Annotated in this window: 17 protein-coding genes, 1 tRNA gene and 1 riboswitch; of the genes, 5 read left to right on the plus strand and 13 right to left on the minus strand. The window is 46.9% G+C overall.

The genetic code is table 11. From position 1 onward, the window contains the following. Positions 1 to 160: 160 nt before the first annotated feature. From CBP12_RS05540 to CBP12_RS05555, 4 genes are all read right to left on the minus strand, one after another. On the minus strand, positions 161 to 1,045 hold the full coding sequence (locus CBP12_RS05540) for a LysR family transcriptional regulator (RefSeq protein ID WP_086963551.1): 885 nt from the start codon (positions 1,043 to 1,045) through the stop codon (positions 161 to 163). A 92-nt stretch (positions 1,046 to 1,137) separates the two neighbouring features. Next, entirely contained in the window at positions 1,138 to 1,755 is a 618-nt protein-coding gene (locus tag CBP12_RS05545) for an HAD family hydrolase (protein WP_086963552.1), read from the minus strand. A gap of 320 nt (positions 1,756 to 2,075) precedes the next feature. Further along, complete coding sequence (locus tag CBP12_RS05550; RefSeq protein WP_086963553.1) at positions 2,076 to 4,304, minus strand: TonB-dependent siderophore receptor; 2,229 nt, start codon at positions 4,302 to 4,304, stop codon at positions 2,076 to 2,078. A gap of 198 nt (positions 4,305 to 4,502) precedes the next feature. Further along, a complete protein-coding gene (locus CBP12_RS05555; RefSeq protein ID WP_086963554.1) occupies positions 4,503 to 5,045 on the minus strand; it encodes an RNA polymerase sigma factor in 543 nt (180 codons plus the stop codon). Positions 5,046 to 5,550: 505 nt separating this feature from the next. Here CBP12_RS05555 and CBP12_RS05560 point away from each other — a divergent pair. Next, positions 5,551 to 10,233, plus strand: coding sequence for a hypothetical protein (locus CBP12_RS05560; RefSeq protein ID WP_086963555.1), 4,683 nt, complete (start codon positions 5,551 to 5,553; stop codon positions 10,231 to 10,233). A 32-nt stretch (positions 10,234 to 10,265) separates the two neighbouring features. After that, positions 10,266 to 12,506: a hypothetical protein gene (locus tag CBP12_RS13545; protein ID WP_198341867.1), complete on the plus strand. Its 2,241-nt coding sequence runs from the start codon at positions 10,266 to 10,268 to the stop codon at positions 12,504 to 12,506. A gap of 97 nt (positions 12,507 to 12,603) precedes the next feature. Here the strand turns inward: CBP12_RS13545 and CBP12_RS05570 are convergent, their stop codons facing one another. From CBP12_RS05570 to dnaQ, 7 genes are all read right to left on the minus strand, one after another. Beyond that, on the minus strand, positions 12,604 to 12,954 hold the full coding sequence (locus tag CBP12_RS05570) for a TonB-dependent receptor domain-containing protein (protein ID WP_086963556.1): 351 nt from the start codon (positions 12,952 to 12,954) through the stop codon (positions 12,604 to 12,606). Between the two features lie 486 nt (positions 12,955 to 13,440). Further along, positions 13,441 to 14,415 carry a transposase gene (locus CBP12_RS05575; protein ID WP_086963557.1) on the minus strand — a complete coding sequence of 325 codons (975 nt, stop codon included), beginning with the start codon at positions 14,413 to 14,415 and terminating at the stop codon, positions 13,441 to 13,443. A gap of 466 nt (positions 14,416 to 14,881) precedes the next feature. Next, entirely contained in the window at positions 14,882 to 15,454 is a 573-nt protein-coding gene (locus CBP12_RS05585) for a manganese efflux pump MntP (protein WP_086963558.1), read from the minus strand. Between the two features lie 8 nt (positions 15,455 to 15,462). Next, a riboswitch (yybP-ykoY riboswitch) is annotated at positions 15,463 to 15,630 on the minus strand. A 71-nt stretch (positions 15,631 to 15,701) separates the two neighbouring features. Continuing rightward, entirely contained in the window at positions 15,702 to 15,788 is an 87-nt protein-coding gene (locus CBP12_RS13895) for a YgjP-like metallopeptidase domain-containing protein (RefSeq protein ID WP_086963559.1), read from the minus strand. 450 nt (positions 15,789 to 16,238) lie between these two features. After that, positions 16,239 to 16,315 (minus strand) — tRNA-Asp (locus CBP12_RS05595). 423 nt (positions 16,316 to 16,738) lie between these two features. Beyond that, positions 16,739 to 17,578, minus strand: a complete 840-nt coding sequence (locus CBP12_RS05600; protein WP_086963560.1) for a hypothetical protein — start codon at positions 17,576 to 17,578, stop codon at positions 16,739 to 16,741. Next, positions 17,563 to 18,294, minus strand: a complete 732-nt coding sequence (gene dnaQ / locus CBP12_RS05605; RefSeq protein WP_086963561.1) for a DNA polymerase III subunit epsilon — start codon at positions 18,292 to 18,294, stop codon at positions 17,563 to 17,565. The genes CBP12_RS05600 and dnaQ overlap by 16 nt, the downstream gene beginning before the upstream one ends. 143 nt (positions 18,295 to 18,437) lie before the next feature. On the opposite strand from dnaQ, the gene rnhA reads away from it, so the two are divergent. Further along, complete coding sequence (gene rnhA / locus CBP12_RS05610; RefSeq protein WP_086963562.1) at positions 18,438 to 18,899, plus strand: ribonuclease HI; 462 nt, start codon at positions 18,438 to 18,440, stop codon at positions 18,897 to 18,899. Between the two features lie 67 nt (positions 18,900 to 18,966). Here rnhA and CBP12_RS05615 read toward each other — a convergent pair whose 3' ends face one another. Further along, complete coding sequence (locus tag CBP12_RS05615) at positions 18,967 to 19,713, minus strand: class I SAM-dependent methyltransferase (protein ID WP_086963563.1); 747 nt, start codon at positions 19,711 to 19,713, stop codon at positions 18,967 to 18,969. 50 nt (positions 19,714 to 19,763) lie between these two features. Here CBP12_RS05615 and gloB point away from each other — a divergent pair, with 50 nt between their 5' ends. Both gloB and CBP12_RS05625 read left to right on the plus strand, forming a co-directional pair. Further along, positions 19,764 to 20,582: a hydroxyacylglutathione hydrolase gene (gloB, locus tag CBP12_RS05620; RefSeq protein ID WP_086963564.1), complete on the plus strand. Its 819-nt coding sequence runs from the start codon at positions 19,764 to 19,766 to the stop codon at positions 20,580 to 20,582. A 63-nt stretch (positions 20,583 to 20,645) separates the two neighbouring features. Beyond that, positions 20,646 to 22,025, plus strand: a complete 1,380-nt coding sequence (locus tag CBP12_RS05625; protein ID WP_086963565.1) for a LysM peptidoglycan-binding domain-containing protein — start codon at positions 20,646 to 20,648, stop codon at positions 22,023 to 22,025. 69 nt (positions 22,026 to 22,094) lie between these two features. On the opposite strand, the gene yciA is transcribed toward CBP12_RS05625, so the two are convergent. Continuing rightward, positions 22,095 to 22,487, minus strand: coding sequence for an acyl-CoA thioester hydrolase YciA (yciA, locus tag CBP12_RS05630; RefSeq protein ID WP_086963566.1), 393 nt, complete (start codon positions 22,485 to 22,487; stop codon positions 22,095 to 22,097). Positions 22,488 to 22,572 lie beyond the last annotated feature (85 nt).

A 22,572-nucleotide genomic window follows, 5' to 3' on the forward strand; every position in this document is an offset into this window, starting at 1 on the left:
CCCTAAAGCCAAGCAGCAAGCGGTTTACAACGACTCGATGCCTAGCAACGCACCCCGATTTTTTAGCCAAATTTAACCTTGAAAGCGCCAGTCACACGCATGCTCACGCCAGCTATAGCGTATCGATCGCAAATAAGCCCTTACCCAAAAACGTCAGGCGTTAGCTTGTATGCTGCGCCTGATTGATGAAGTCACTTAAGTAGTTAATCTGCTCTTCACCTTTGCGCATGCCTAAAAATATCTGCTTACTAATGCCCTCCTCGCCAAAGCGCAGGCTTTTAATAGCCATGGTTTTGGCAAACTCATCCACCAGCCAGCCGGGCAAGGCGGTTACGCCGCGCCCCGCTGCCACCATCTGCAACATAATTTCCGTGGTCTCTATGGTTTTGTGATTTTTAACGGCGCATTTTGCGGGGTTTAAAAACTGGCTAAATATATCTAATCGCTCAGGATCTACCGGATAGCTAAACAGCACTTCTTCATTTAAGTCTGCTGGCTGCACCGAGTCTTGCGCGGCTAAGGGGTGTGACGAGGCCACCACCAGTCGATGTTCATAGTCAAATACTGGAATAAAGGTCATGTTAGGGGAAAATACCGGATCCGGTGTCACCAAAATATCAATCTCGAAGTTATGCAGCGCCCCCAGCCCCCCAAACTGAAATTCCTGTTTCACATCAACGTCTACCTCGGGCCATTTAACCAGATAAGGCTCAATCACTTTTAACAGCCATTGATAGCAAGGATGACATTCCATGCCGATGCGCAAGGAGCCCATTTCGCCGCCGGCAATTTGGCGTAATAAATGCTCGGTGTGTTTAAACTGCGGTAACACCCGATTAGCTAACGTTAAAATTTGCTCGCCGGCATTGGTTAGGCGCAGCGTCCTGCCCTCTTTTTGCCACACCGGCGTGTTAATTTGCCCCTCTAATTTCTTAATGCTGTGACTGAGCGCCGACTGCGATAAATTTAGCGACTCCGCAGCTTGAGTGAGCGTGCCCTGCTCCTTAATTGCCGCCAGCACTTCAAGGTGAAAACGCTCTAGCATACCCAACTCCCATCGTTAGCTATTATATTCATGAGAAAAGTGCATCATTATAACAAAATCAGTACCGATTTTTCATTGTTAGTAAAGAGACATTAGCGAGTCGAGATTTGCCAACGTTGAATAAAACTGTGGTAGCACTGCACTAGCATATCGGCTTGGTGAGCATATTCTGGCACTGCTTCTGGGAAATACAGCGCACAGCGACTACCGGCATTTTGCGCGGTTTGTAAATCAAATAAATAATCCCCGATATACAAAATATCGCTCGGTGCTAGCTGCCACTGCTGGCAAATAATTTCGATGCCCTCGGGGTGGGGCTTAGGTTTAGCATCGAGGCGAGTTAATACCAGCTCAATATCAATGCCTAAATTATTAATGGTCATCTGTGCCGCTTGGGGAATGTTGCGCGTTAAAATGGCCATCGGCAGTGATTTGGAGCGCAAATAATCAATGAGCTCTTTCGCACCCTCCACCCAAGTGGCCACTTGTGAGCTGCGAATTTCATAATCATGCACCAAGGCTTCCGCACGAGTGCGCGCGCCTTCATCGTTAAGACTTTCAATATGCGCTAAAATATCGGCTCCTGGCGCCATGCCAAGCTCTGCGCGCAAGCCCACAAAGTCAGGATTAGAATGGGCTAAGGTGCCATCCAGATCGAAGATCACACCCCGAATATCATTCAAGTTTAAATCACTAAGGTGAGTAATCACGGCTTTTCCTATAGTAAAAGAGGCGGCGCAAAGTGAAACAGTTTATTCATAATTTGTCTAATTAAGGATTCTGCGCCGCATTGGCAAACCTTATGTATATGCCTTAGCCATTAACCCCCTACTAATAATAAAGCCCAGCATTAAGCTGGGCTTTTAGTAAACGGTAACGGCTCAGGTGTACCAGCCTACTGACAATCAGACTCTTACTGAGATCCGAGGCCATCACGCTGGCGCCAGCTCGTTATCGCTAAGAAGAGACGGGTCGTGTTAAGGAGTGAGCGTACTCAATCACAGGTTAGCGTTAGGTTTAAGCGTGCAACTTAAAACTGATATTTTAAGGTTGCCTGCACATTACGCGGTGCACCGTAGTCGTGAATATCAAGATCGATACGATAAGCTTCGTCGAACAGATTATTCACATTGGCAGTAAGACTTAATTGCTCATTAAACTCATAGCGCGCCATGAGATTGCTCACCCAGTAGCTATCTTGGGTATAAATATCGCGATAAAGATCTTTTGCCCCCGACATATAAGTATGACTTTGCCAGTTAACGCCGCCACCCAAGGTGAGCTGGCTTAAGCTTTCGGGTGTATAACTGGTAAACAGCTTAACCTGATGTTTAGCCTGATCGGTGTTTAAACGCGCGCCTTCGTTGTCTTGGGTGAGCATACGGGTATAGCCGCCCTGCACCTGCCAGCCTGGCATGAGCTCACCAGCAATTTCTAACTCCCAGCCGCGGCCTTTGGTCTGATCTTCAGCCCGATACGCTTGGTTGCCTTGGGGCGTTTGGTTAGTACCATCTTTAACAGACAAATTATCTTTTTCTACCTCAAACACAGCAGCACTGGCGTTTAAGCGACCATTAAACCACTCACCTTTTAAGCCCGTCTCCAGATTAATACCTTCTTCAGGATCTAGCAGCTGATCGTTAACATCGCGTCGAGACTGCGGATTAAAAATAGTGGTGTAGCTGGCATAAGCAGAAATATTGGGCGTTACATCATAAACCAGCCCTACATAGGGCGTGATCACGCCTTTTTCTTCTCGCTTTTCCTTTTCATTACCATTTTCATCCAGCGCCCGCGTGCGCCAATTACTCCAACGAGCACCCAACAGCAGCGATAAGTCGTCAGTCGCGCTTAGGCGAGTAGCAACATAGGCACCATTTTCTTCAATTTTATTACGGCTGCCAAAGCCATAAAGCGACTCCCAGTCTGGCTCAGGGAAGTGTCTATTCCAGTCATAAACATTGACCTTAAAGCCATTACGGTCGCGGTAAAAATCTTTGGTGTAATCATCGGTCCAAGAACCATTAAGCCCCACAGACAAGTCGTGCTCTCGGCCAAGTAGTGCAAAGCTGCCATCGAGTTTAGCGCCCACCGAATCCACAGTGTTATCAATACGATAACTACGCAAATGAATATCGGCTTCCCCATTGGCATCGGGGATATAAGACGCCAAGCCAAAACGCTGCTTAGTCTCGATAGTATTATGGTTATAGGAAACACTCATTTTCCAGTCATCATTAAGATGATGATCGAGCGCGGCGCTAAGCCCAAGGCGACTGTCCTCAAAACCACTCCAATCCGCCATGGAATTATCCCCACGGCCAAAAGGCGTTAACTTGCCATCTTTATCTGCCAGTGCATAACCGGTATAAGGCCCAGCGCCCCCATCTGCTTGGTTTTCGCCATATTCAAGCGCTACTCTCGCCACCGTCTGCTCAGTAACATCCGCTTCTACTACGCCATACAACACCGCTTTTTCGTAGTTATAGCCTTGCTTCCAGCTATCTCCTATTTCTTTTACCCCCACTATTCGCCCACGAAAGGTGCCATCGCTATTTAATGGCCCAGCAATATCACCCACAGTACGCGACAGATCCCACGTCCCTAACGTTTGCGACACCGAGGCCTGAAAATCATGAGTGGGTCGTTTGCGTGTGAGTGAAATAGTCGCTGACGGATTGCCCGCCCCCGTCATTAAACCGGTGGCACCCCGCACCACGGTAACCGCATCATATAGGTCGGTATTAAGGGTGCCTAAGCCTTGCGAAGCACTGTAGCCGGCCACGCCTGCCGTAGGCAAAGGCAGACCATCTAGCATCAGGCTATTTACCGAATAACCTCGAGAAGAAATGCCCGCATAACTACCCAGTGCCGAGCCCGCCCCTCTAAAGGTAATGCCTGGCGCTCTTGCCACCGCCTCACCTAATGAGCTAATGCCTTCTTGATCAAGGCGCTCGCGAGTAATAACGGTGACGGATTGCGGAGTTTCGCGCAAAGAAAGATCCATGCCGGTGGCGGCATTGGTGTTATCTGCGGTAAAGCTACCGGTGCCCTCAGTGGTGCCATCTTTAATAGCAGCAGCACTCACCATCACTGGCGCTAGTCGCCATTCTCCTTCTGGCGTGACATCCGCATCGGAGTCGGCTACTTCTTGTGCCAAGGCGGAGGGTAAGCCCAGCAGCAAAGAGGTGATAATAGTGGCAAGATATGTTTTACAAGTGTAAGGCAAGGGGCAAGCGCCCTTAAGCACAGTGGCCATGTTTAACTACCCTTAAAAATATAAGCTCTCGCTTAGCGTGTATATGAAAGGCGGTGTAACTTTATGAGAATAATAACCGTTTACAAGCCGCCACTGATAAGACGAGTGAGCAGCGCATAATCAGTATATTTTTTATATATTTAAGGGAATTAATTAAAAGATTGAGCAGGTTTGCGGGTTTTATTACTTGCAAGCTAACTAACAAGCAGGCTCTAGCGCTTCACCCGCAAAGTGCTTTTTAGCTTGCGCTATCGCGGCCGTTGAACGCTTTAAGTCGTTAAATACCGTACTAATACTAATGCCAAGCTCAGCCGCAATATCCGCTTGGTATTTTCCTTCATAGCAACTGAGATACAGCACCTTTCGGGTGCGTTCACTGAGCGTAGCCAGCGCCGCTATCACAAAATGCAATTCCGCATTAATGAACGCTTCATGCTCAGGACCCCGCTCGCAGTTTTGCGTCCACATCAAGCCCCCTTCTTCTTCTAAAATTTGTCGACGACGGTTTTCTACTCTGGCGTGATCAGTAGCCAAATTGGCCGCCATGCTAAACAAATAAGCGCGCTGGTTAGTGATTATGACCGGCTCTCGCAAATGACAAAGCTTTAGATAAAGATCATGTACTAAGTCACCCGTCAAGCTAAAGGAACCGGTACGACGCACTAAAAAATGCGTGAGTTCCCTCTGGCAATCCAGATAACTTTGTATAAGCGCAGTATGTGAGTGGATAGTCAGGCCCATAGTTTAGATAAAGAACATAGAAAGTGAGTAACAGATAAACACAGGCTAGAATGATAACGATTTGCATTATTAATTCAAGACTTATTAAAGAATATGAATATTCTTAGAAAGAGGATTTATTAGCTTTGAAGGGAGGTTGAATTTAGCTAGCAAAGATTACAGATAAAACACTCTAAATTTTAAGCAACGCTGCTTAAAATTAGCGTATACATAAATATTCTAAAGCTCATGTAAAACGGCGTCTTTCTCTATTTTAGCTTAGCGAAAAAACGAGTTGCAGCAGCGCCACTGACGCAAATGGCCAACACTCTAGGGAATGTCATTAACACAGACACCTTCAATGCACAGTGCAAATACTTCGAATGTGCGCTGGGGGGACTATTGAACTATGTGGCAGAAAAAGAAAATAACACTTAATGGCGGTAGCAGGCCTGAATAAATTCAATTGAATGCCTTGTATATACTTCATACAGTTGAGCCATTCCTTCGTGTATGAGAAACCACAGTGAGATGGACGATTGATGAAGATATTCAACTGCTGCTATTAGTGCGCCAGCATTTTACTGCCCTATCAAAACAGAATCGGTTGCATGTGCAGAGCGCCTTTAGCCAAATGCTCCACACCGCTTTTAACTCGCCCCACAGAGACATAGCCGCACTGCTTTATCGCCTTAAAGAGGCGAAAATTTTAGCCTTCGTCGGTCGGCCTAACGGTAATGCCGCTCAACAAAGTTTTAAGTGCCTGCTGCAAGACGATATGGCTCTTTATAATTACCGCGTTACTTTGCCTACTTTACAAAAACCTTTGCACCCCGACACTGTAGCGCAAGTACAACAGGCCTTTGCTACTAGCAACCCCGAGCAGCCACTGTTCGACACGCTTAGGGACATAGCCACACTCTTTGACCTAAACCCAATGCAGGTTGAAAAGATTTTAATTGAAAATAACCAGCTCTGTATTACTCCTTATCGGCAATTAGCACGGTGCCAAGTTATGAATCACCATCAAGCAGACTTTAGTGAACAACTGAACCAGCAAACCCCCGCCGCCAAACTGGTCGCGGATATTAACGCTTGTCGCGCTCGCGCAGCAAAACTGTATCAAGTATATGACCGTGATGGCGCTGAGGTGATATTTAGCGCAGACGGCACCGGATTTGGTAAAAGCTACGGCGTGATCCAAGGCTACGTAGACTACCTCACCCAGCACGCTAAAACGCGACCGGCAGATGAGCTCATTCTTGAAGGAAAATTCAGTAACCTATTGTTTATGTCGCCGCAAAAGTCACAAATCGATCTCGATATGCGCCAAAAAGAACAGATTATTGCCGCAGGCGGCGAGTTCATTTGTGTACTGTCGCGCAAAGATACTGCCGATCTGGACTTTATCGACTGGGCCTCAGGCTTAACCAATCGTGACCGTTATAAGCAGTGGTATCAGCACGGAAAAACGAGTACTTATCTAAAAACAGAGCTGCGGCAACTCAGTGAGTTGGTCAACCAAATTGACTACTGCACAGCACAAATTGAAAACCAGAAAAAATTTGCCACCACTGACGCTCTGCACGAACAAGACATGCTTAAAGAACAATTAAAAAATCGTCAGCACGCGTTGCGCAATATTATTTTAACGGCCTGTAAAAAACTGTTTGAAGCAAATGGGCCTGCCACATCAGTCCAAGAATATATTCGTCTTGCCATGGCAACACGACGCAAGCGCCAACACCAAGCACAACCTATGAGTAAGAAAGCCAAAGCCACATCTCCGTTAGGCGTATACGATATTTATTTAGAGATAATCAAGCAGGTACTGCCCTTTGAAGTATGTCGATATCGCCCCGCCGTGCTACTCATGACCACCAATAAATTCGATACCTCTACTTATCGTCTCACGCCACACAAGCGTGGCAAGGGACTGCGCTTTGAGTCAGTCAGCTTCGACTTGCTGATTGGCGGCAAAGTAAAGCCCGAAGATCCTCAGATCAACACGCTAGCCGGTGAGTCTCATGAGGTGCAGGTCGACTATCTGCGCAATGAGCACTTTCAACTCAACACCAAGTGTCCGTTTCGCCAGCACAATATTCGTTTTACCGTGGTTATCGACGAGCTGCATGAAGCCTATGCTCGCCTAGAAAAAAGTTGCCATGTGGCATTAGTAAAAAAAGACAACAACCTAGCGCACGTATTTTCTGTGGTAGGTCGCATCTATCATGCTGTGCTCAACCTTGAGCGCGACACTTGCCCTCAGCAAGTGCCCAACGATCTTCAGCAACAACAAATCACCTTTATTACGACGATTCGTGAATTACTAGCTAGCAAGTGTGAGCTGTCACCCGACACTACGCTTGGCTCCATGCTAGGCATGTTTAGAGATCAACTCGGGGCCTTTGAAGTAAATAGTAATGCCGCCGAACGCATTATTTCACTCACCCACAATGTATTCAGCTTTAACGCCAAGATGTATGTCAATGAAGCAAGTTTGAAGCGTATTCGCCTGCGTCACACCGAAGGAGACATCACCCGTATCGAGTTATATTACGAGCTTGAAGGCGATATTTATGATACCAACCCCACGTTACATGACCTGTTTCAGCTGGTGTCGGCCATGTTGGCCGCCAGTGCGCAAATCACGAATGCCAACTTTAAGCGTTGGATAAAAAATGGCGGCCAGCACGACTCTAGTAGCCAAAATACCCCGCTCGCCGAGTTTATTGATGCCGCTAATACCGTGGCCAGTGAAGTGCGCCACGTCTTTGATCGCACCACAGATAAAAATCTCATCATCGATCATTTCTTCACTTACCTGCAGCCCAAAACGGTGTTCACCATGAGCCCCATGGCCGAACTTAATTATGTCAACAGAGGCGCTGAACGCACCATAATGTTGGCTTTTAAAATGGATCTGGTGAAAGAGCTGCCCGAAGCCATGCTGCTGCGCCTGCTCACTGGCACCCATAATAAAGTGATAGGTTTGAGTGCGACCAGTGGTTTTAGCCACACCAAAAACGGTAATTTTAGCCACCATTTTTTACGACGTTACGCTCAGGACTTGGGCTACCGTATCGTGGAGCGGGTACCGAGTGATATCGATATGCTTAACGACTTACGCACCCTGAGGGCGCGTATTCGCACGGTAGATTTTAAGGTGTTTGATGCCGAACAAGCCGCCTTAACCGATATCTATGAACACCACCCGGCTTTTAAAGCCGTATATGATGACTTTTTCAACGCCCTGCAAGAGCCACTTAAGTATGCATTAGCAAATCCCTATAAAAATCGTCAACACCGTCGAGAACTAGAGGCGCTACTACTGGCGGCATATGAAGGAAAAAACAGTCTAATACTGTCTCTATCAAGTGGCTTTAAACTGGCTTTTGCTCAGGCTTATCGCCGACATCAAATCGCATGGCGTCAGCAATATGGCATGACGTCCAACTGTGATAACCAACAACAACAGCGCCATGATCAAATCCTGACCTTTACCCCTTTTAAAGATCGCCCTACCTTACATTTGGTATTTTTTGACGCAGGCCTAGCCCGTGTTGAAGACATAAAGCAGTATACCTATCTTAAAAACAGCCAGAGTGTGCTGGTCTTTATGAGTACCTATCTTAGTGCTGGCAGCGGCCTAAACTACTTTGTTCGTTACCAAAATGGCGACCCAAATGATCCGCAAGCACAACGCTTAGACGTAGACTTTCAACGCTTGGTATTAATTAACTCTTCATTTTACAGTGAAGTGCTAAAACCAAGCGCTAGCCTCAACACCCTGCCCAACTACATTAGCGTGCTTAAGCACCTCGCCGATGATATTGCCGAGCACAACATGACAGAATTTAATGTCAACTTTGCTCAAGGGGATAATTACCGCTTGCTGATGGCCGAACATGCCATGAGTTTATGTAAAGTGATTATGCAGGCAGTAGGCCGGATTGAACGCCGAGACACCTGGCTGAATACCGAGATATGGCTACCTCATGATGTACACAACAATGTCGCATTTCAGTTGGCCGGACTCAGCCAAAGTGCGGCTAATCAAGTCGTATTAGAAAGCATGTCGCTGCTGAATTACCGTCTTAAAGAGCATGGCGAGCAACTCAGCAAAAAACAGTCATTTTCTAGCCTTGAACAACGCCAACACTTTGAAAAAAATATTATCAGCCATGGCCAACGCATAGATGCCGTTCACCAACGCGTGCTAACTCAAGATTGGATTAACCGAGTGCGTAAGGGAGAGCTTGAGTACTTAACGCTGTGTAACCTGTTTCGCGACCCCGATTCATTTATTAATCCCGCTCGCTGGCTAGAAAAGTTACAGGCTCACCCTCTGTATGCCAACAATAAACAGATGCAAGCTATTCACCACACTCTGTTTATTTCGCGCCAGCAAGGTGAAAGCTTAATCACACTTTGTCATAAACGCGGGGCCGACGGCTTAGCTCACGCCGATTACAGCGCCTTATCTGACTTTGCTGGTGGTGCGCGCGAATATCGCCCCGAGCTGAGTATCTTCCCTCAACAAAGCAAAGAAGTAGACTACAGCCAAGGTAATATAGTGGGCAAGCTAATGCGCGATTGTATCCGTATTCAAAAAGCGGCATTTAGCGAATTGGTGCCCCACCCTAAATTAGTGCCATTACTCAAAGGAAATGTAGGCGAATATCTGTTTGATAAAGTATTAGCGCACTTAGGCGTGCAGCCCCTCTCTGATTTAGGCGTATTTGAGCGTCTAGGTTCTGAGGTATATGAGTTTTTTGACCGCTTTATTGAAGTGGAGAACAGCTTGCTGTGTATTGATGTTAAACGCTGGGCCACCAAGCTGGACCACCTACCCCGTGCGCAAGACACCTTAGAAAAAAGTGAAAAAAAGATCCGCCAAACTCGTAACCTTGCCCACCAAAACGCCGATCAGCAAGGGCAAGAACAAGTACGTAAAGCTCTAGCTGGTCGCTACCAAAGTATCAAATTCATTTACCTCAATGCCGCCTATAGTCAAAACCCCAATAACCTAATGGGGGAAGACAACGTAGACCACAGCATTCACTACCTCAACTTACTGCAAGCCACACACCTGTATTACCAAGCCAAGCATGGCGAGCGAAACCGACTCCAAGCCAAGTCTAAATTAGACGTTAAGCTGCACATTAATCCGCAGCTTATTAGCCTACTTGGCCACTCACAGGTTTAATAATGCCTGCCCTAGCCACACAGAGGATAACAATGAACAATACTATCATTCCTAACTTGAAAGCCTTGGCCGTAAAACCCGTTGCTCGCACTAACCTTATTCAGTTACAAGCGCCACCACTGGCCACCATTCATCGCCTGCTGGCTCCCGTCTCGCATCTCTATAGTATTGACTTTGTAGTGCAAGAATTTGCCAAGCAACCAAAGGAAAAAAACAAAGCTTTTCATGCTCGCCGACATCGTGAAGTAAAAACGCGGTTGCGGCAGATTTTGGGCTTAGAGGCCAACCAAGACGTTAAATACGAACTGCATAAGCTGGCCAATGGCCAGTATGTTTACTTTTACCTCGCGCCTGCTGCTGCACCCAATAGCCCTGCTTATTTATCCTTATCAAGTCGCATTGAGCAGTTGTGCCAGCAATTAATTGGCGAAGATCACAGCCTTAATCGTTTTATTGAAGGGCTGTTTAGCCTGCACCTCAAGATGGTGCTACTAGAACAAGCCCAGCAGCGCTTTCCAATTTCTCCCGTCTATTTCAATTCCGTCATGTACTTGAATGCTCGCCTGAGCAAAGCGGTATCTCAGAAAACAGGAACGGGAGTCATGGAAGCCTTTAAGCTCAGCGTGTATGCCTCAGAGCAGCAAGAGCTGGTGTTTACTCTACATAAAACAAAGTTTGCAGTGGAGCCTGCTGAAGAACTGCACTTAGCACTGGATGATGAACATGTATGGTTTAACACCCACAATGGTCGCATTAAGGCACGTAGCACGAAGGATGCTAGGGATAGTAAGCTGGATTTTTTTAAACCGGGCAGCGGCTATGGCCAGTGTCAGGCCTATACCTATAACGTGGTGATGAACGCGGTAGTAGAGCGCTTAAATGAGTTGGAAATCCCTCACACACCGTTGCCCTTTCAAGCGACTCACGAGGTGAATCAATTTACCACCGACCTTGACCAGCAGCTGACTAACACTGTGTTAGTGGTGAACAATGGCGTTAATTTCAGTGCCGCACAGCAAGCTTATTTCTACGCTCTATTAGCAGAGCAACTACCCAGCTATCAACTTTGGCCACTTGCCTCGTTAGAGCAGGCCATCAATAGCAAATTTAGTGAAATTCAAGCTAACACCTCAATCTTGGTGTTGAACCCCGTCGCCGAAGGCGCTAGCAACAGCATCCGCCAGCTAGATGATGGCACTGTCGAATATGCAGATTTTTTTGATGCCTATTATGCCCATCACAAACAGCCCGAACTACATTGGGATATTTACACTCAACTAAAACTGGATCGCTTACATGGTTGGTTACAAGATCAACCTTTACCCGTAGTACTACAAGGCATGAATATCGACCTTAAAATGCTAGAGGCATTGGATTTTATTCAAGACAAAATAAAGCAGCACCCTGAATGGCAAGAAGCTGAACTGAATAATGATAAGCAGTTCAAGTCGAAAGCCGCTCTCATAAAAAATAAAGTCCACCGTACTAAAACCGAGCTGTGGTTTAAAGAGTATTTAAGAAGCCACGCCCCCATTCCATTGCCAACCACGACCACAGGCCATTACACCGCTTTTTTCACCCGTTCCACAAAAAAAGGTAGCCCTCTCTTAGGCTATGTCGAACTTACCGCAGACAATAATCAGCTAAGAGTGCTTAATACCGGAGTGACCGAAGGCGACCTAGGTTGGCTCGCCGTAGAGCACCCCGCACTGGCTAGGTTAGATAAAATGTACAACAGCAGCTTTTATCTCTACGACCATACTCACGATGCGCTACTAACCAGTTATAACAGCGGCCGAGTGCCGCGTTTAATTGGCCCAGCTCACTTTGATGTGGTGGAGTTATATGCTTATCAAGAGCAAGAAAAATCCAAAGTCGAACGTGCTGGCAACGCATTCACCCAATTCTGCATTACCCGCTCCACCAAAGCGAACAACAATGTACTGCCCTATTTGCTAGCCCCGGGCCGAGTCGGAGATGATCCACTGATTAAGTCGCAGAAAATGAAGCACCATCACGCTTACTTACAGCCTCACGATCAAGGTTTATATGTACTGATCAGCGACGCACAGCCTGCCAATCAATCTATGGCGCGTACTAATTTGGTCGAAAACTTACAAATATGGGATGCTAAGGGCCAACTGTTAGATGTATTTAACCACCCACTAACCGGTCTCTATCTCAATAGCTTCACGCTCGACATGTTAAAAAGCGGCAACAGCAGCAAGAGCTCAATTTTTGCCAAACTGGCGCGGCTGATGGTAGAAAATTAACAAACAAAAAGCCCCGCACTAAAGGGGCGGGGCTTATCAAGCTATCATGTCTATGACTTACAACATCCTGTTTGCTCTATAGCCGTTTGTTGGCGATTTAGAACTTATATTTCAAGGTTGCTTGCACATTGCGTGGCGCACCATAATCGTGAATATCCAGATCGATGCGATAATCTTCATCGAAGAGATTGTTCACATTAGCGGTTAAGCTTAGTTGATCGTTAAACTCATAGCGTGCCATCAGATTGGCTACCCAGTAACTGTCTTGGGTATAAATATCACGATAGAGATCTTTAGCTCCCGACATATATGTATGGCTCTGCCAATTAACACCGCCCCCCACGGTAAGCTGACTTAAGTTTTCAGGTGTAAAACTGGTAAAAAGCTTCACCTGATGCTTGGCTTGATCGGTGTTTATACGTATGCCCTCGTTGTCTTGAGTCAGCATACGGGTATATCCACCCTGCACTTGCCAACCAGGATTAGTTCACCGGCAATTTCTAGCTCCCAACCGCGGCCTCTAGGCTGGTCTTCAGCAGAGCTAACAAGCCGGAACTAAAGCAGGAGCTAACAAGCGGAGCTAACAAGCGGAGCTAACAAGCGGAGCTAACAAGCGGAGCTAACAAGCGGAGCTAACAAGCGGAGCTAACAAGCCACCCACATAGCCAGCTAACAAGCCACCCACATGAAGAAAAGCCGAGCTAAAAAGCTAATAAGCCACCCATATGAAGAAACATCAATAAAAATCGTTGGAAAATTAAAAATACGATATTGAGGGTTTGGTTCAGTGAAAAAACGCTAAAACGAGCTAAAAAGTAAACGACTGTCACTGGACTTTAAGTCAAACGGCAGAAATAGCGGGTAATTAGGCGCCCTAACTCATTCCTAACGGAGTGTATCAAAATAATATTGAATATAAGACCCGGGTGAGCGTCTAGCTCGCCCAATGTTGGCAGCTGCTGGCATGGGCCACTCGTCGCATGCCTCGCTGTTCGCAGTGACGTTTCAAATCAGGCAGCGTACCGACCGGACCTTTAAACAGCATCATAAACTCTTGGGTTATTTTCAGCCAGTTTTCTTGTGGAATATTCAGCCGTTCCAGTATCTTAGCGCTTGTTTCTGAAATCGTACCGCCTTTGTCGCCTCGCAGTATACGGCCTGTGTCATCCACTAGCGTGAAATAATCTTGTAGCTCAAGTATCAGTCCTTTAGGACGTTCATTGTACTCGTTGCCCATAAACGGCAATAACTCTTTGGGTTGTTGGCCTTGCTTTGCCGCATCAATCCGCCGCTGAATACTGGTGAAGTCGGATTGCTCGGGCGTATCTGCCAGCTTGGCACGGATGGGGTTTAAATCAACATAGGTCATACAGGCTAACACGGCGGCGTCATCCAATAGGGCTTGAGACTTGAAGCGCCCTTCCCAAAATCTGCCGGTGCAGTTGTCTTCTTTATTCGCCTGTCTGGCGATGGGCTCATTTAAGGCACGCATAAACCAGCTGATGCTCGTTAATCGCTGTCGGTACTCGGCAATTCGCTCATCCAATATACGGATAAAGTGCGGCTCTATAACCTCACCACGAGCAAATCGCTGAGTGAGCCAAGTGCCCGCGAACAGCAAGTGCCATTGTGCTACCACCTCGCTATCCGTCCACGCTCGTGCTTTTTCGATATCCACCTTTAGCACCACATGCAGGTGATTAGACATCACCGCATAAGCCGCAAGGTCGATGGCAAATATCTGTGCTAATAACAATAAGCGCTCTTCTATCCAGTTGCGCCTATGTTCGTAAGACTGACCAGAAAAATGGTCATGGCCACATAAAAACGCCCTTCTTACCGTGCGACTCACGCAGTGGTAATAAGGGGTCTCTGCCAAGCTGATTTGAGTAAAACGGGGTTTAGGCATCCTTGCCTCCTCAAACATTCAAACTAGAACTCTTTAAGTGTAGGTCTTAAGCCAAATGCTAGGGGGTTAACATGGGTGGCCTGTTAGACATGTTAGACAGTGCTCAACGCCGTTCCACTCGGCAGATACCTTTTTTGAGCTTACGAGTCGTTGCTTTGCTGCATCAGCTTTCTGTGTGAAATCCTTACTCAAATAGGTGATGTGGAAGTTACGGGTTTACACGTATGGCAGATTGGACCTGAGGCTCGAGCAGCAATTGTGAGCGTCTTGGGTAATGCGAACACGATTCGAGAGTGCTTAAAGCCTGTCCATGAGGTCATGCATCTGACCGTGGAATATCATATTTTAAAAGTCATCAGCCGCTGAGATCAATTTAACGGCCTTTGAGCAACATAAAGGCCGTTATCGATGATGAATAGATTACGATAAAAAGAAAGCTTATCAATTCTTCGTGCAATTTTTGTAGTTAAAGATGGTTTGACAGAATCCACGCACCAATAGCAATCAGTGCTAGACCACCGGCAATCTCAGTCCTATGGCCAAGTAAAGAGCCGAATACTTTCCCCAGCATTACGCCCAGCGTTACCATTACGGCTGTAGCCAAACCAATTAGTCCAGCAGCGATTAGAATGTTGACGTCGACAAATGCCAAACTAATGCCTATAGCCATAGCATCTACACTGGTGCCAAATGCAGTCAAAACAAGTTTAGAAAATGAATGTCTCGACGGTGCTTCTTTCTTTTCAATGTTGGGTTTCAAACTTTCATACAGCATGTGCAGACCGAGGGCGGCGAGTATGGTGAACGCTATCCAGTGATCCCATGCTTCAACAAAAGCCGCGTCAACGAAAGATGCCGCTGAGTGACCAATAAGCCAACCAATAATGGGGGTGATAGCTTCAATGATGCCAAAAATGAGGCCCATTCTTAACGCTTCGGCAAAACGGGGGTTTTTAAGGCTTGCTCCTTTACCAATCGCCACAGAGAAGGCATCAGTAGACATAGAAAAAGCAAGTAACAGAAGGGCTATGGCGTTCATTTTTTATTTCTCAGGTCGGGTATCGAGTCCACGACATATCCATACCCCCGACTTGCAGTATAGATACATCGATGGTCTCGCCAACCGAGAGGTGCTCGCACCATGGCATTTTGCCAAGTATGTTGACACGAACTCTTTCGCATAACGAAAGCAGGCTACTCCCCAAAGAACCGATAGATTAGCATGAATGTCTTAAAAAATGAAAAAATCGCTTAATCAGACATTCTTTGACTAGGGCTAATTCTCGTCAGAAAGCGGTTGAATGGTCGTGATGTATTAAATGGTACAACTCATGAGCCACCAAGTAATCCATCATGCGATTGGGCCCGAACATAATCTACTAGTTGAACTCAAGCTTGCCATCAGCATGACAACCCTAGTGAGACTTTAAGTTTTTTAACGGTGCACCTATGGGTTCCACACCAAATAAAAACACATAACGGCGCACTTTCTGGTGTGTTTTTAGTCTGCCTTAGTGCTTATAACAGCGTATGGGTGTATGACAGATCATGTACGGTTGTGTTGGAAGCCTTCTAGCACTTGCAGCGCTAATTGGCATTGGAAGGGTGACCTATGCTGTCGAAACCGACTAAACAGATACGGATGCGGTGACGTTTACCATTAATAGAGCTGTTTTGAACACCGGTCAAAATAGCTGCCTGGTCACCAAATGGTCACGGTTTGGTCACGGAGGTGGGTTTGACAAAATAGAAATGAAGAGTTTTAGCGACGATGGAAAAGCAAAAAGCCCTTAGCTATCAATAGCTAAGGGCTTTTTAAAATGTGGCGGAGTGGACGGGACTCGAACCCGCGACCCCCGGCGTGACAGGCCGGTATTCTAACCAACTGAACTACCACTCCTTGCTTACAGGGTGCTGTAAACGAAGGCTATATTAGGGTTAAGTTTTAATAACGTCAAGCTAAAACTAATAACTTTAGCTTGTTTGATTAAAATACAGCCACAACTGGTTAAAATAGGCGCTTAAGTTGTTTATTAAAGTACTAATTAGCGCTGTTTAGCCGCTCTTCTTTTTAAAATCCAACCAATTATTGCAAGGCTTAACAGTAAGATAATGCCTAATACGCTATAAACTAAAGTGTTAGCTTGGCTAGGGGGCGCTACTTGCTCCGCTTCAGGTATGGGCGGGCTTACTCGGATCACTTGCTCGTGCAAATTAAGTTGTATTTCTCGCCCTTCTTGGTTAGTCGCAAAAGCGCGCCCGTGCCAGTAGTAATTACCCGGCTCTAGGGCTTTGGGTAATATAATTTCTAAACCACTACCGCTTATAGGAAAGCGCTGTTGCGAGGGGTTACTAGCTCGCCGGTCACCACTAGGCTGCTAGGCACTAACTCATGTTGAGCGGCCAAATTCATCGACCAATTGCCCGCTTCATCTGGCTTAGTAAAGCTCACTTTAAGGGGGGCGGGATAAATCAGTACGGTTTGCTCTTTAGTACGCGCTAAGACTTGGTTACTAATTTGTGTTTGAAAAAGATATTCCCCGGGCAAAATATCTAGTAGTACTTCGGCGTTAAGCTTGCCGTCGTTAGGAATGGCATCGAGTCCCAAACCATCATCTTTAAACTCCCCCACCACGATGGGCGCGGGCGCAAACTGGGCCTCGGGATCAATGCGCATATTAATTAATTGCGCCTGTAGGCTTAAGTCTTTTAGATAAAAATTGGCATCGAGACGAGTATCAAGGTGGCGTAACTCGGCCTCCAGTTTTAATACTTCATGTTGATATAAGCGCTCAGCAAAGGGGCTCACTACTAATTCAAATTCGCTGACTAAGGTAATGCCACGGTTGTTAGTGACTTTTCCGGTTGCTTGCCAAGGGCCAGGTTGGGGTTGGCGCAGTGTAATGACATCGCGATCAGGGGTGCTCGCCCAGCTAATAGTGTCGGGATGATCACTTTCATAATACTTGCTGCCATCGGGGCGAATTAATACCACAGGCGCACTATTAGGCTCGCGCTCTATTAGCAAGGTTAAGGTGGTAATAGAGGGGTCGATACGAAAGGTGTTGCTAAGCCAATGGCTAGTTTGTTCACTGGCATCACTGGCTACTGCCATGAGCATTAAACAAAGCGTAAGTAGCGCGTGGCTTATACGTTGCGCCATAAGCAACTGCCTCCTTTTTTCATTACTAAGTCTAGGCGCGCCTCATGCTCTGCTAATTCCTGGGCACTGGCTCTAATAATATTAAGGGCGGGACGTTCACTACTTAAACGACGAATAGCGCCACTGTCATCTTGCTGTTGACTATCACTTTGTAGATTGAGCTTGGTTTGGCCGCCGGTCATTAGCAAATAAACGTCGGCTAAGATCTCCGCATCCAACAGCGCGCCGTGTAAAGTACGGTGGCTATTATCTATGCCATAGCGAGTACAGAGCACATCGAGGTTATTGCGCTTACCCGGATACAATTTGCGCGCCAAGGCTAAGGTATCGGTAATTTTACATAGATCGGCAATGCGTTCTTTACGACCAATAAGACTTAATTCATAGTCTAAAAAGCCCACGTCAAAGGGCGCGTTATGAGCGACAAATTCGGCATCGCGAATAAAATCAAGAAACTCCTCTACTTGGCTAGAAAATACCGGCTTATCAGCCAGGAAGTCATCGGTAATGCCATGGACTTTAATGGCGTCTTCATCAATCTGGCGATTAGGTTTGAGATAAACATGATAGTGGCGCCCGGTTAAGCGGCGGTTAATTACTTCTACCGCGCCAATTTCAATGACTTTATGGCCCATATAATGGGGGCCGGTATCCATATTAAGACCGGTGGTTTCCGTATCCAAGATCACTTGGCGAGAATAAACTTGCTGACTCATAACTCAATTTCCTCTGCGCAGACCTTGCCAGTATAAGTAACTGTCCTGCCCTATGCTACCTAGCAAGGCGGCTTTATAAGCCAGCTGTTTTTTAATGAGCGCTGTGGCAGACTTGCGCTCAAATAAGGCAATAGCGAGCTCACATGAAAAAAATAGAACTTTATACCGATGGCTCCTGCTTAGGAAACCCAGGCCCAGGTGGCTATGGTGCGGTATTAATTTATAAACACCATCGCAAAGAGCTAAGTGGCGGCTATCGGTTAACGACCAATAATCGCATGGAGCTAATGGCCGCCATTGTAGGCTTGCAAACACTTAGTACCAACTGTGTGGTGGACTTAACCACAGATAGCCAGTACGTACGCCAAGGAATTACGCAGTGGATCTTGGGCTGGAAGAAAAAAAACTGGCAGACATCGGCAAAAAAACCGGTAAAAAATGTTGATTTATGGAAACAACTTGATGCGCTGTGCCTGCAGCATGACGTGCACTGGCATTGGGTAAAAGGCCACTCGGGTCATCCCGAGAACGAGCGCTGTGACGTGCTTGCACGCGTGGCCGCAGAAACCGCTGCTATTAATGATGATATGGGCTATCAAGGTTAAACTCTGCCTAGCGCAACTTAAAAAGTTGATTAGGCTGCGCGCAATCTAACGGTGGGCAGTTGAGATGTTATTTTTTACTATAGGTTTGAGGTTTAGCACGACGGGTTAATTGTTGCTGTTGGCAGGCCATGCCCGGTTGTAATAACAAAGGCCGTCGCTGAGGTTGGCGAATAGGTGTGAGCGGATGGCGCCGTTTTCTGGCAAGCATCACATAGGCTCCAGCAAATGAGGGGCAATAGCGGGGTACTAAAAATTGTCGCACGCTTTTAAAGCCAACACCTTCTGCGAGCGGAGTCAGCCCGAAGTAATCGCGCTCTAGCACCTCAAAGCCTAATAGCTTTAGCCAGTCTTCAACCCGCTCTGGCGCTATCATGGCCCGCCATTTAGGCAGTTTATGGCTTAGGCCTGGAACAAAACACGCTAAGCCGGCACTGCTATAGGGGTTATAACCACAAATAATTAACCAGCCATCATCGCGCAGTACGGTTTCTACTTCTCGCAACACTGCATGAGGGTGGGCACTGTAGTCCAAGACATGGGCTAGCAGACAGGCATCTAAGCTACCGGGTGCAAAAGGCATGGCTGTGGCTTGCCCAACAATATCGGCCTCTGTGCTGGCTTGCTCACATAAGTTTACCCTATGTAATAAACGGCTACCCTTAAGCGTTAATGATGCACTTAGCGCTTCAACGCTTAACAGATTAAAGCCAAACAGCGAAGGCGCCCAGTGATCCAGTCGCGCTTGAATTAATTGTGCTAAATAAGGGCCGCGTAATAATTGCTGCCACGTTTTTGCATAAGAGACTGATTTCATCACATTTATGCCTCTGATAAGCTAACACTTTCTTTAGGTAAGGATAAAATATGGCTCAGGAACACTCTCTCACTATTCGCCCTATTTCGGCATTTCAAGACAACTATATTTGGCTAGTTACCAATAACAAGCAAGCCGTGATTGTGGATCCCGGCCAAGCCGAGCCGGTGATGCAAGTGCTGGCCGAGCAGCAATTAGAATTAACCTCGATTTTAATTACCCATCATCACTATGATCATACCGGTGGCGTAAAGGAATTATTACGCCACTGGCCTCATGCTAAGGTATATGCGCCGGCCACTGAAGCGCTCCCCGCACCTAATGCGATTGCGCTACAGGATAATGATACATTTACGCTGCCTGAGTTAGGGCTCACCTTCGACGTTTGTTTAGTGCCTGGTCATACCTTAGGTCATATTGCCTATTTTGCCGCTGATGGCGTAATGAATGCACAAGGTGAGGCAGAGCCGGTACTCTTTTGTGGTGACACTTTGTTCTCGGGCGGCTGTGGGCGATTATTTGAGGGCAGCGCCGAGCAGATGTATCACTCGCTACAACGCTTTAGTGATTTGCCAAACAATACTCGCGTTTATTGTGCACATGAATACACACAATCTAACTTAACTTTTTGTCATCAAGTGGAGCCAAACAACGCGGATTTGAAAAAACATCTACAAAAAGTTGCTAAATTACGCCAGCAAGGCATTCCTACTTTACCCTCATCCATAGGCTTAGAAAAAGCCATTAATGTGTTCTTACGTGCCCATGTAGCAGGGGTTGCAGCGAGTGCTCAGGCTCATACGGGATCGGAGCTAAATGAAGACATTAAGGTGTTCGCTGCACTTAGGCGCTGGAAGGACTCTTTTTAACGAACTTGCTTACTTTGTTCACAAAGCATACACTGGCCGCCGTTTTAAAGAGACGCGGACACCATGAGAAGAATCTGTATTATTACAGGTGCCTTACTCCTGGCGGGCTGCCAAGGATTAAATTCCTCTGGCCACCAGGACAGCACCGATAGCAAAGCGGCTAAAACGCTTTACCAAAAGTCATCGATCCACGCATCGTTGCAAACGCACCAACGAACTCCCGACCTCGGTCGAGCTTACAGCACTGTGCCTCATTCCTCTAGCCGACAACGACAACAAGCAGAGGCAGCACAGCCCGACTTGTGGCTCGACCTTGCCGAGCAAATGACGCTAGATGTGCCCTTGGATCACCCAAGAGTTGTAGCACAACGCAATTGGTACCTGAAACACCCCAGCTATATGCGCTCTGTCTCAGAACGCGCCAGACCGTTTCTCTATCTCATCAAGGAAGAGATAGAAAAACGCAACATGCCCATGGAGTTGGTGTTATTACCGGTAGTTGAAAGTACCTTTAATCCTAAAGCTTACTCTCACGGCCATGCGGCCGGATTGTGGCAAATGCTGCAAGGCACAGGCAAAAACTTTGGTCTGCATTTCGACAGTTTTTATGACGGTCGTTATGATGTGATGGCCTCCACCCGTGCCGCGCTTGATTATCTTGAATACCTCAACGGCTTTTTTGATGGCGATTGGGTATTATCGTTAGCTGCTTATAACTCTGGCGAGGGCCGCGTACAGCGCGCCGTTAAAGCGAATCGCCGCCAAGGTAAGCCCACCGATTACTGGTCGTTATCTTTACCTAAAGAAACACAAAATTACGTGCCTAAACTATTAGCCTTAGCGGCTATTTTAAAGCATGACAACCACTATGGCATGACCATTCCCATGTTGCCTAATCGTCCCCAGCTGGCGGTGGTTGAGGTGGAAGGCCAAGTTGACTTAAATATGGCGGCCGACTTAGCGGGCATGAATCGGGGCAAGCTAAAAGAGCTGAACCCTGCCTTTAAACGCGCCTCTACTTCACCGGCACGCAATGCGCAAATCTTAGTACCGATTGCGCATGCCCAAGGCTTTGAAATTGCCATGGCCGATATGCCAGAGCCAAGTCGCTCCTCTCACTATCAAGTGCGAAGTGGCGATAGCTTAAGCTTAATTGCTAAGCGCAACGGCACCACAGTTCAGGCATTACAAAAGCTGAATAACCTAAAAGGCCACACGGTACGCATTGGCCAAACGCTGGCCTTAACCAGCAGCTCTAACACCGCCCCCAATGTGGCCAGTAAAGCCAACAGTATTTATAAAGTAAAACGAGGGGATTCACTGTCAGCCATTGCCAATCGTTTTAGTGTCAGCGTGACTGAGCTGCTACGTTGGAATCGACTCGCCAATAAGCACAGCTTACGTGCAGGGCAAAGTCTGATTGTGGCGGCTAATACGCGCTAGTACGCTAAGTTGCTAATAAAAAACCGAGCTAAGGCTCGGTTTTTTTATGTCTTGCGTTAGCGCTAATCATTAGGCATTAATCACGCGCGGGCGCCCTTGCTTATCAATGGCTACATACACAAATTGCGCTTGAGCCACTTTATAACGCTCGCCACTTTCTGGGGTGAGTACCGGCTTTACCCATACATCTACTTGTACGGTAATAGAAGTGCGGCCAACTTTAATTAAGGTGCCATGGGTGCAAACCACATCGCCCACTTTAACGGGGCGTGAAAAATTCATCTCGCTCACCGCTACTGTGCCTACTGGGCCTTTTGCCACTTCATTTGCCAATAAGCTGCCACCTAAGTCCATTTGTGACATGATCCAGCCGCCAAAAATATCACCATTAGCATTGGTATCGGCAGGCATGGCCATGGTGCGCATTAATAAGTCACCATTGGGGTCTTGGGGGTTGCTCATTACACTTTCTCTTCGTTTAAATAATAGCGCCTATCATAGCTCGCTTACGGCGCTATCTCTATGTGACCAACAGCAATAGCTCACT

It is taken from the genome of Oceanisphaera avium (assembly GCF_002157875.1).
Classification (GTDB): Bacteria; Pseudomonadota; Gammaproteobacteria; order Enterobacterales; family Aeromonadaceae; genus Oceanimonas; species Oceanimonas avium.

What these genes read in the sequence shown, in the direction of transcription:
- CBP12_RS13545 (WP_198341867.1), top strand. Translation starts at nt 10,266, where the DNA reads ATGAACAATACTATCATTCCTAACTTGAAAGCCTTGGCCGTAAAACCC.
- CBP12_RS05615 (WP_086963563.1), bottom strand. Translation starts at nt 19,713, where the DNA reads ATGAAATCAGTCTCTTATGCAAAAACGTGGCAGCAATTATTACGCGGC.
- CBP12_RS05625 (WP_086963565.1), top strand. Translation starts at nt 20,646, where the DNA reads ATGAGAAGAATCTGTATTATTACAGGTGCCTTACTCCTGGCGGGCTGC.
- CBP12_RS13895 (WP_086963559.1), bottom strand. Translation starts at nt 15,788, where the DNA reads ATGTTCGGGCCCAATCGCATGATGGATTACTTGGTGGCTCATGAGTTG.
- CBP12_RS05600 (WP_086963560.1), bottom strand. Translation starts at nt 17,578, where the DNA reads ATGGCGCAACGTATAAGCCACGCGCTACTTACGCTTTGTTTAATGCTC.
- rnhA (WP_086963562.1), top strand. Translation starts at nt 18,438, where the DNA reads ATGAAAAAAATAGAACTTTATACCGATGGCTCCTGCTTAGGAAACCCA.
- yciA (WP_086963566.1), bottom strand. Translation starts at nt 22,487, where the DNA reads ATGAGCAACCCCCAAGACCCCAATGGTGACTTATTAATGCGCACCATG.
- CBP12_RS05555 (WP_086963554.1), bottom strand. Translation starts at nt 5,045, where the DNA reads ATGGGCCTGACTATCCACTCACATACTGCGCTTATACAAAGTTATCTG.
- gloB (WP_086963564.1), top strand. Translation starts at nt 19,764, where the DNA reads ATGGCTCAGGAACACTCTCTCACTATTCGCCCTATTTCGGCATTTCAA.
- CBP12_RS05575 (WP_086963557.1), bottom strand. Translation starts at nt 14,415, where the DNA reads ATGCCTAAACCCCGTTTTACTCAAATCAGCTTGGCAGAGACCCCTTAT.
- CBP12_RS05585 (WP_086963558.1), bottom strand. Translation starts at nt 15,454, where the DNA reads ATGAACGCCATAGCCCTTCTGTTACTTGCTTTTTCTATGTCTACTGAT.
- dnaQ (WP_086963561.1), bottom strand. Translation starts at nt 18,294, where the DNA reads ATGAGTCAGCAAGTTTATTCTCGCCAAGTGATCTTGGATACGGAAACC.
- CBP12_RS05550 (WP_086963553.1), bottom strand. Translation starts at nt 4,304, where the DNA reads ATGGCCACTGTGCTTAAGGGCGCTTGCCCCTTGCCTTACACTTGTAAA.
- CBP12_RS05570 (WP_086963556.1), bottom strand. Translation starts at nt 12,954, where the DNA reads ATGCTGACTCAAGACAACGAGGGCATACGTATAAACACCGATCAAGCC.
- CBP12_RS05540 (WP_086963551.1), bottom strand. Translation starts at nt 1,045, where the DNA reads ATGCTAGAGCGTTTTCACCTTGAAGTGCTGGCGGCAATTAAGGAGCAG.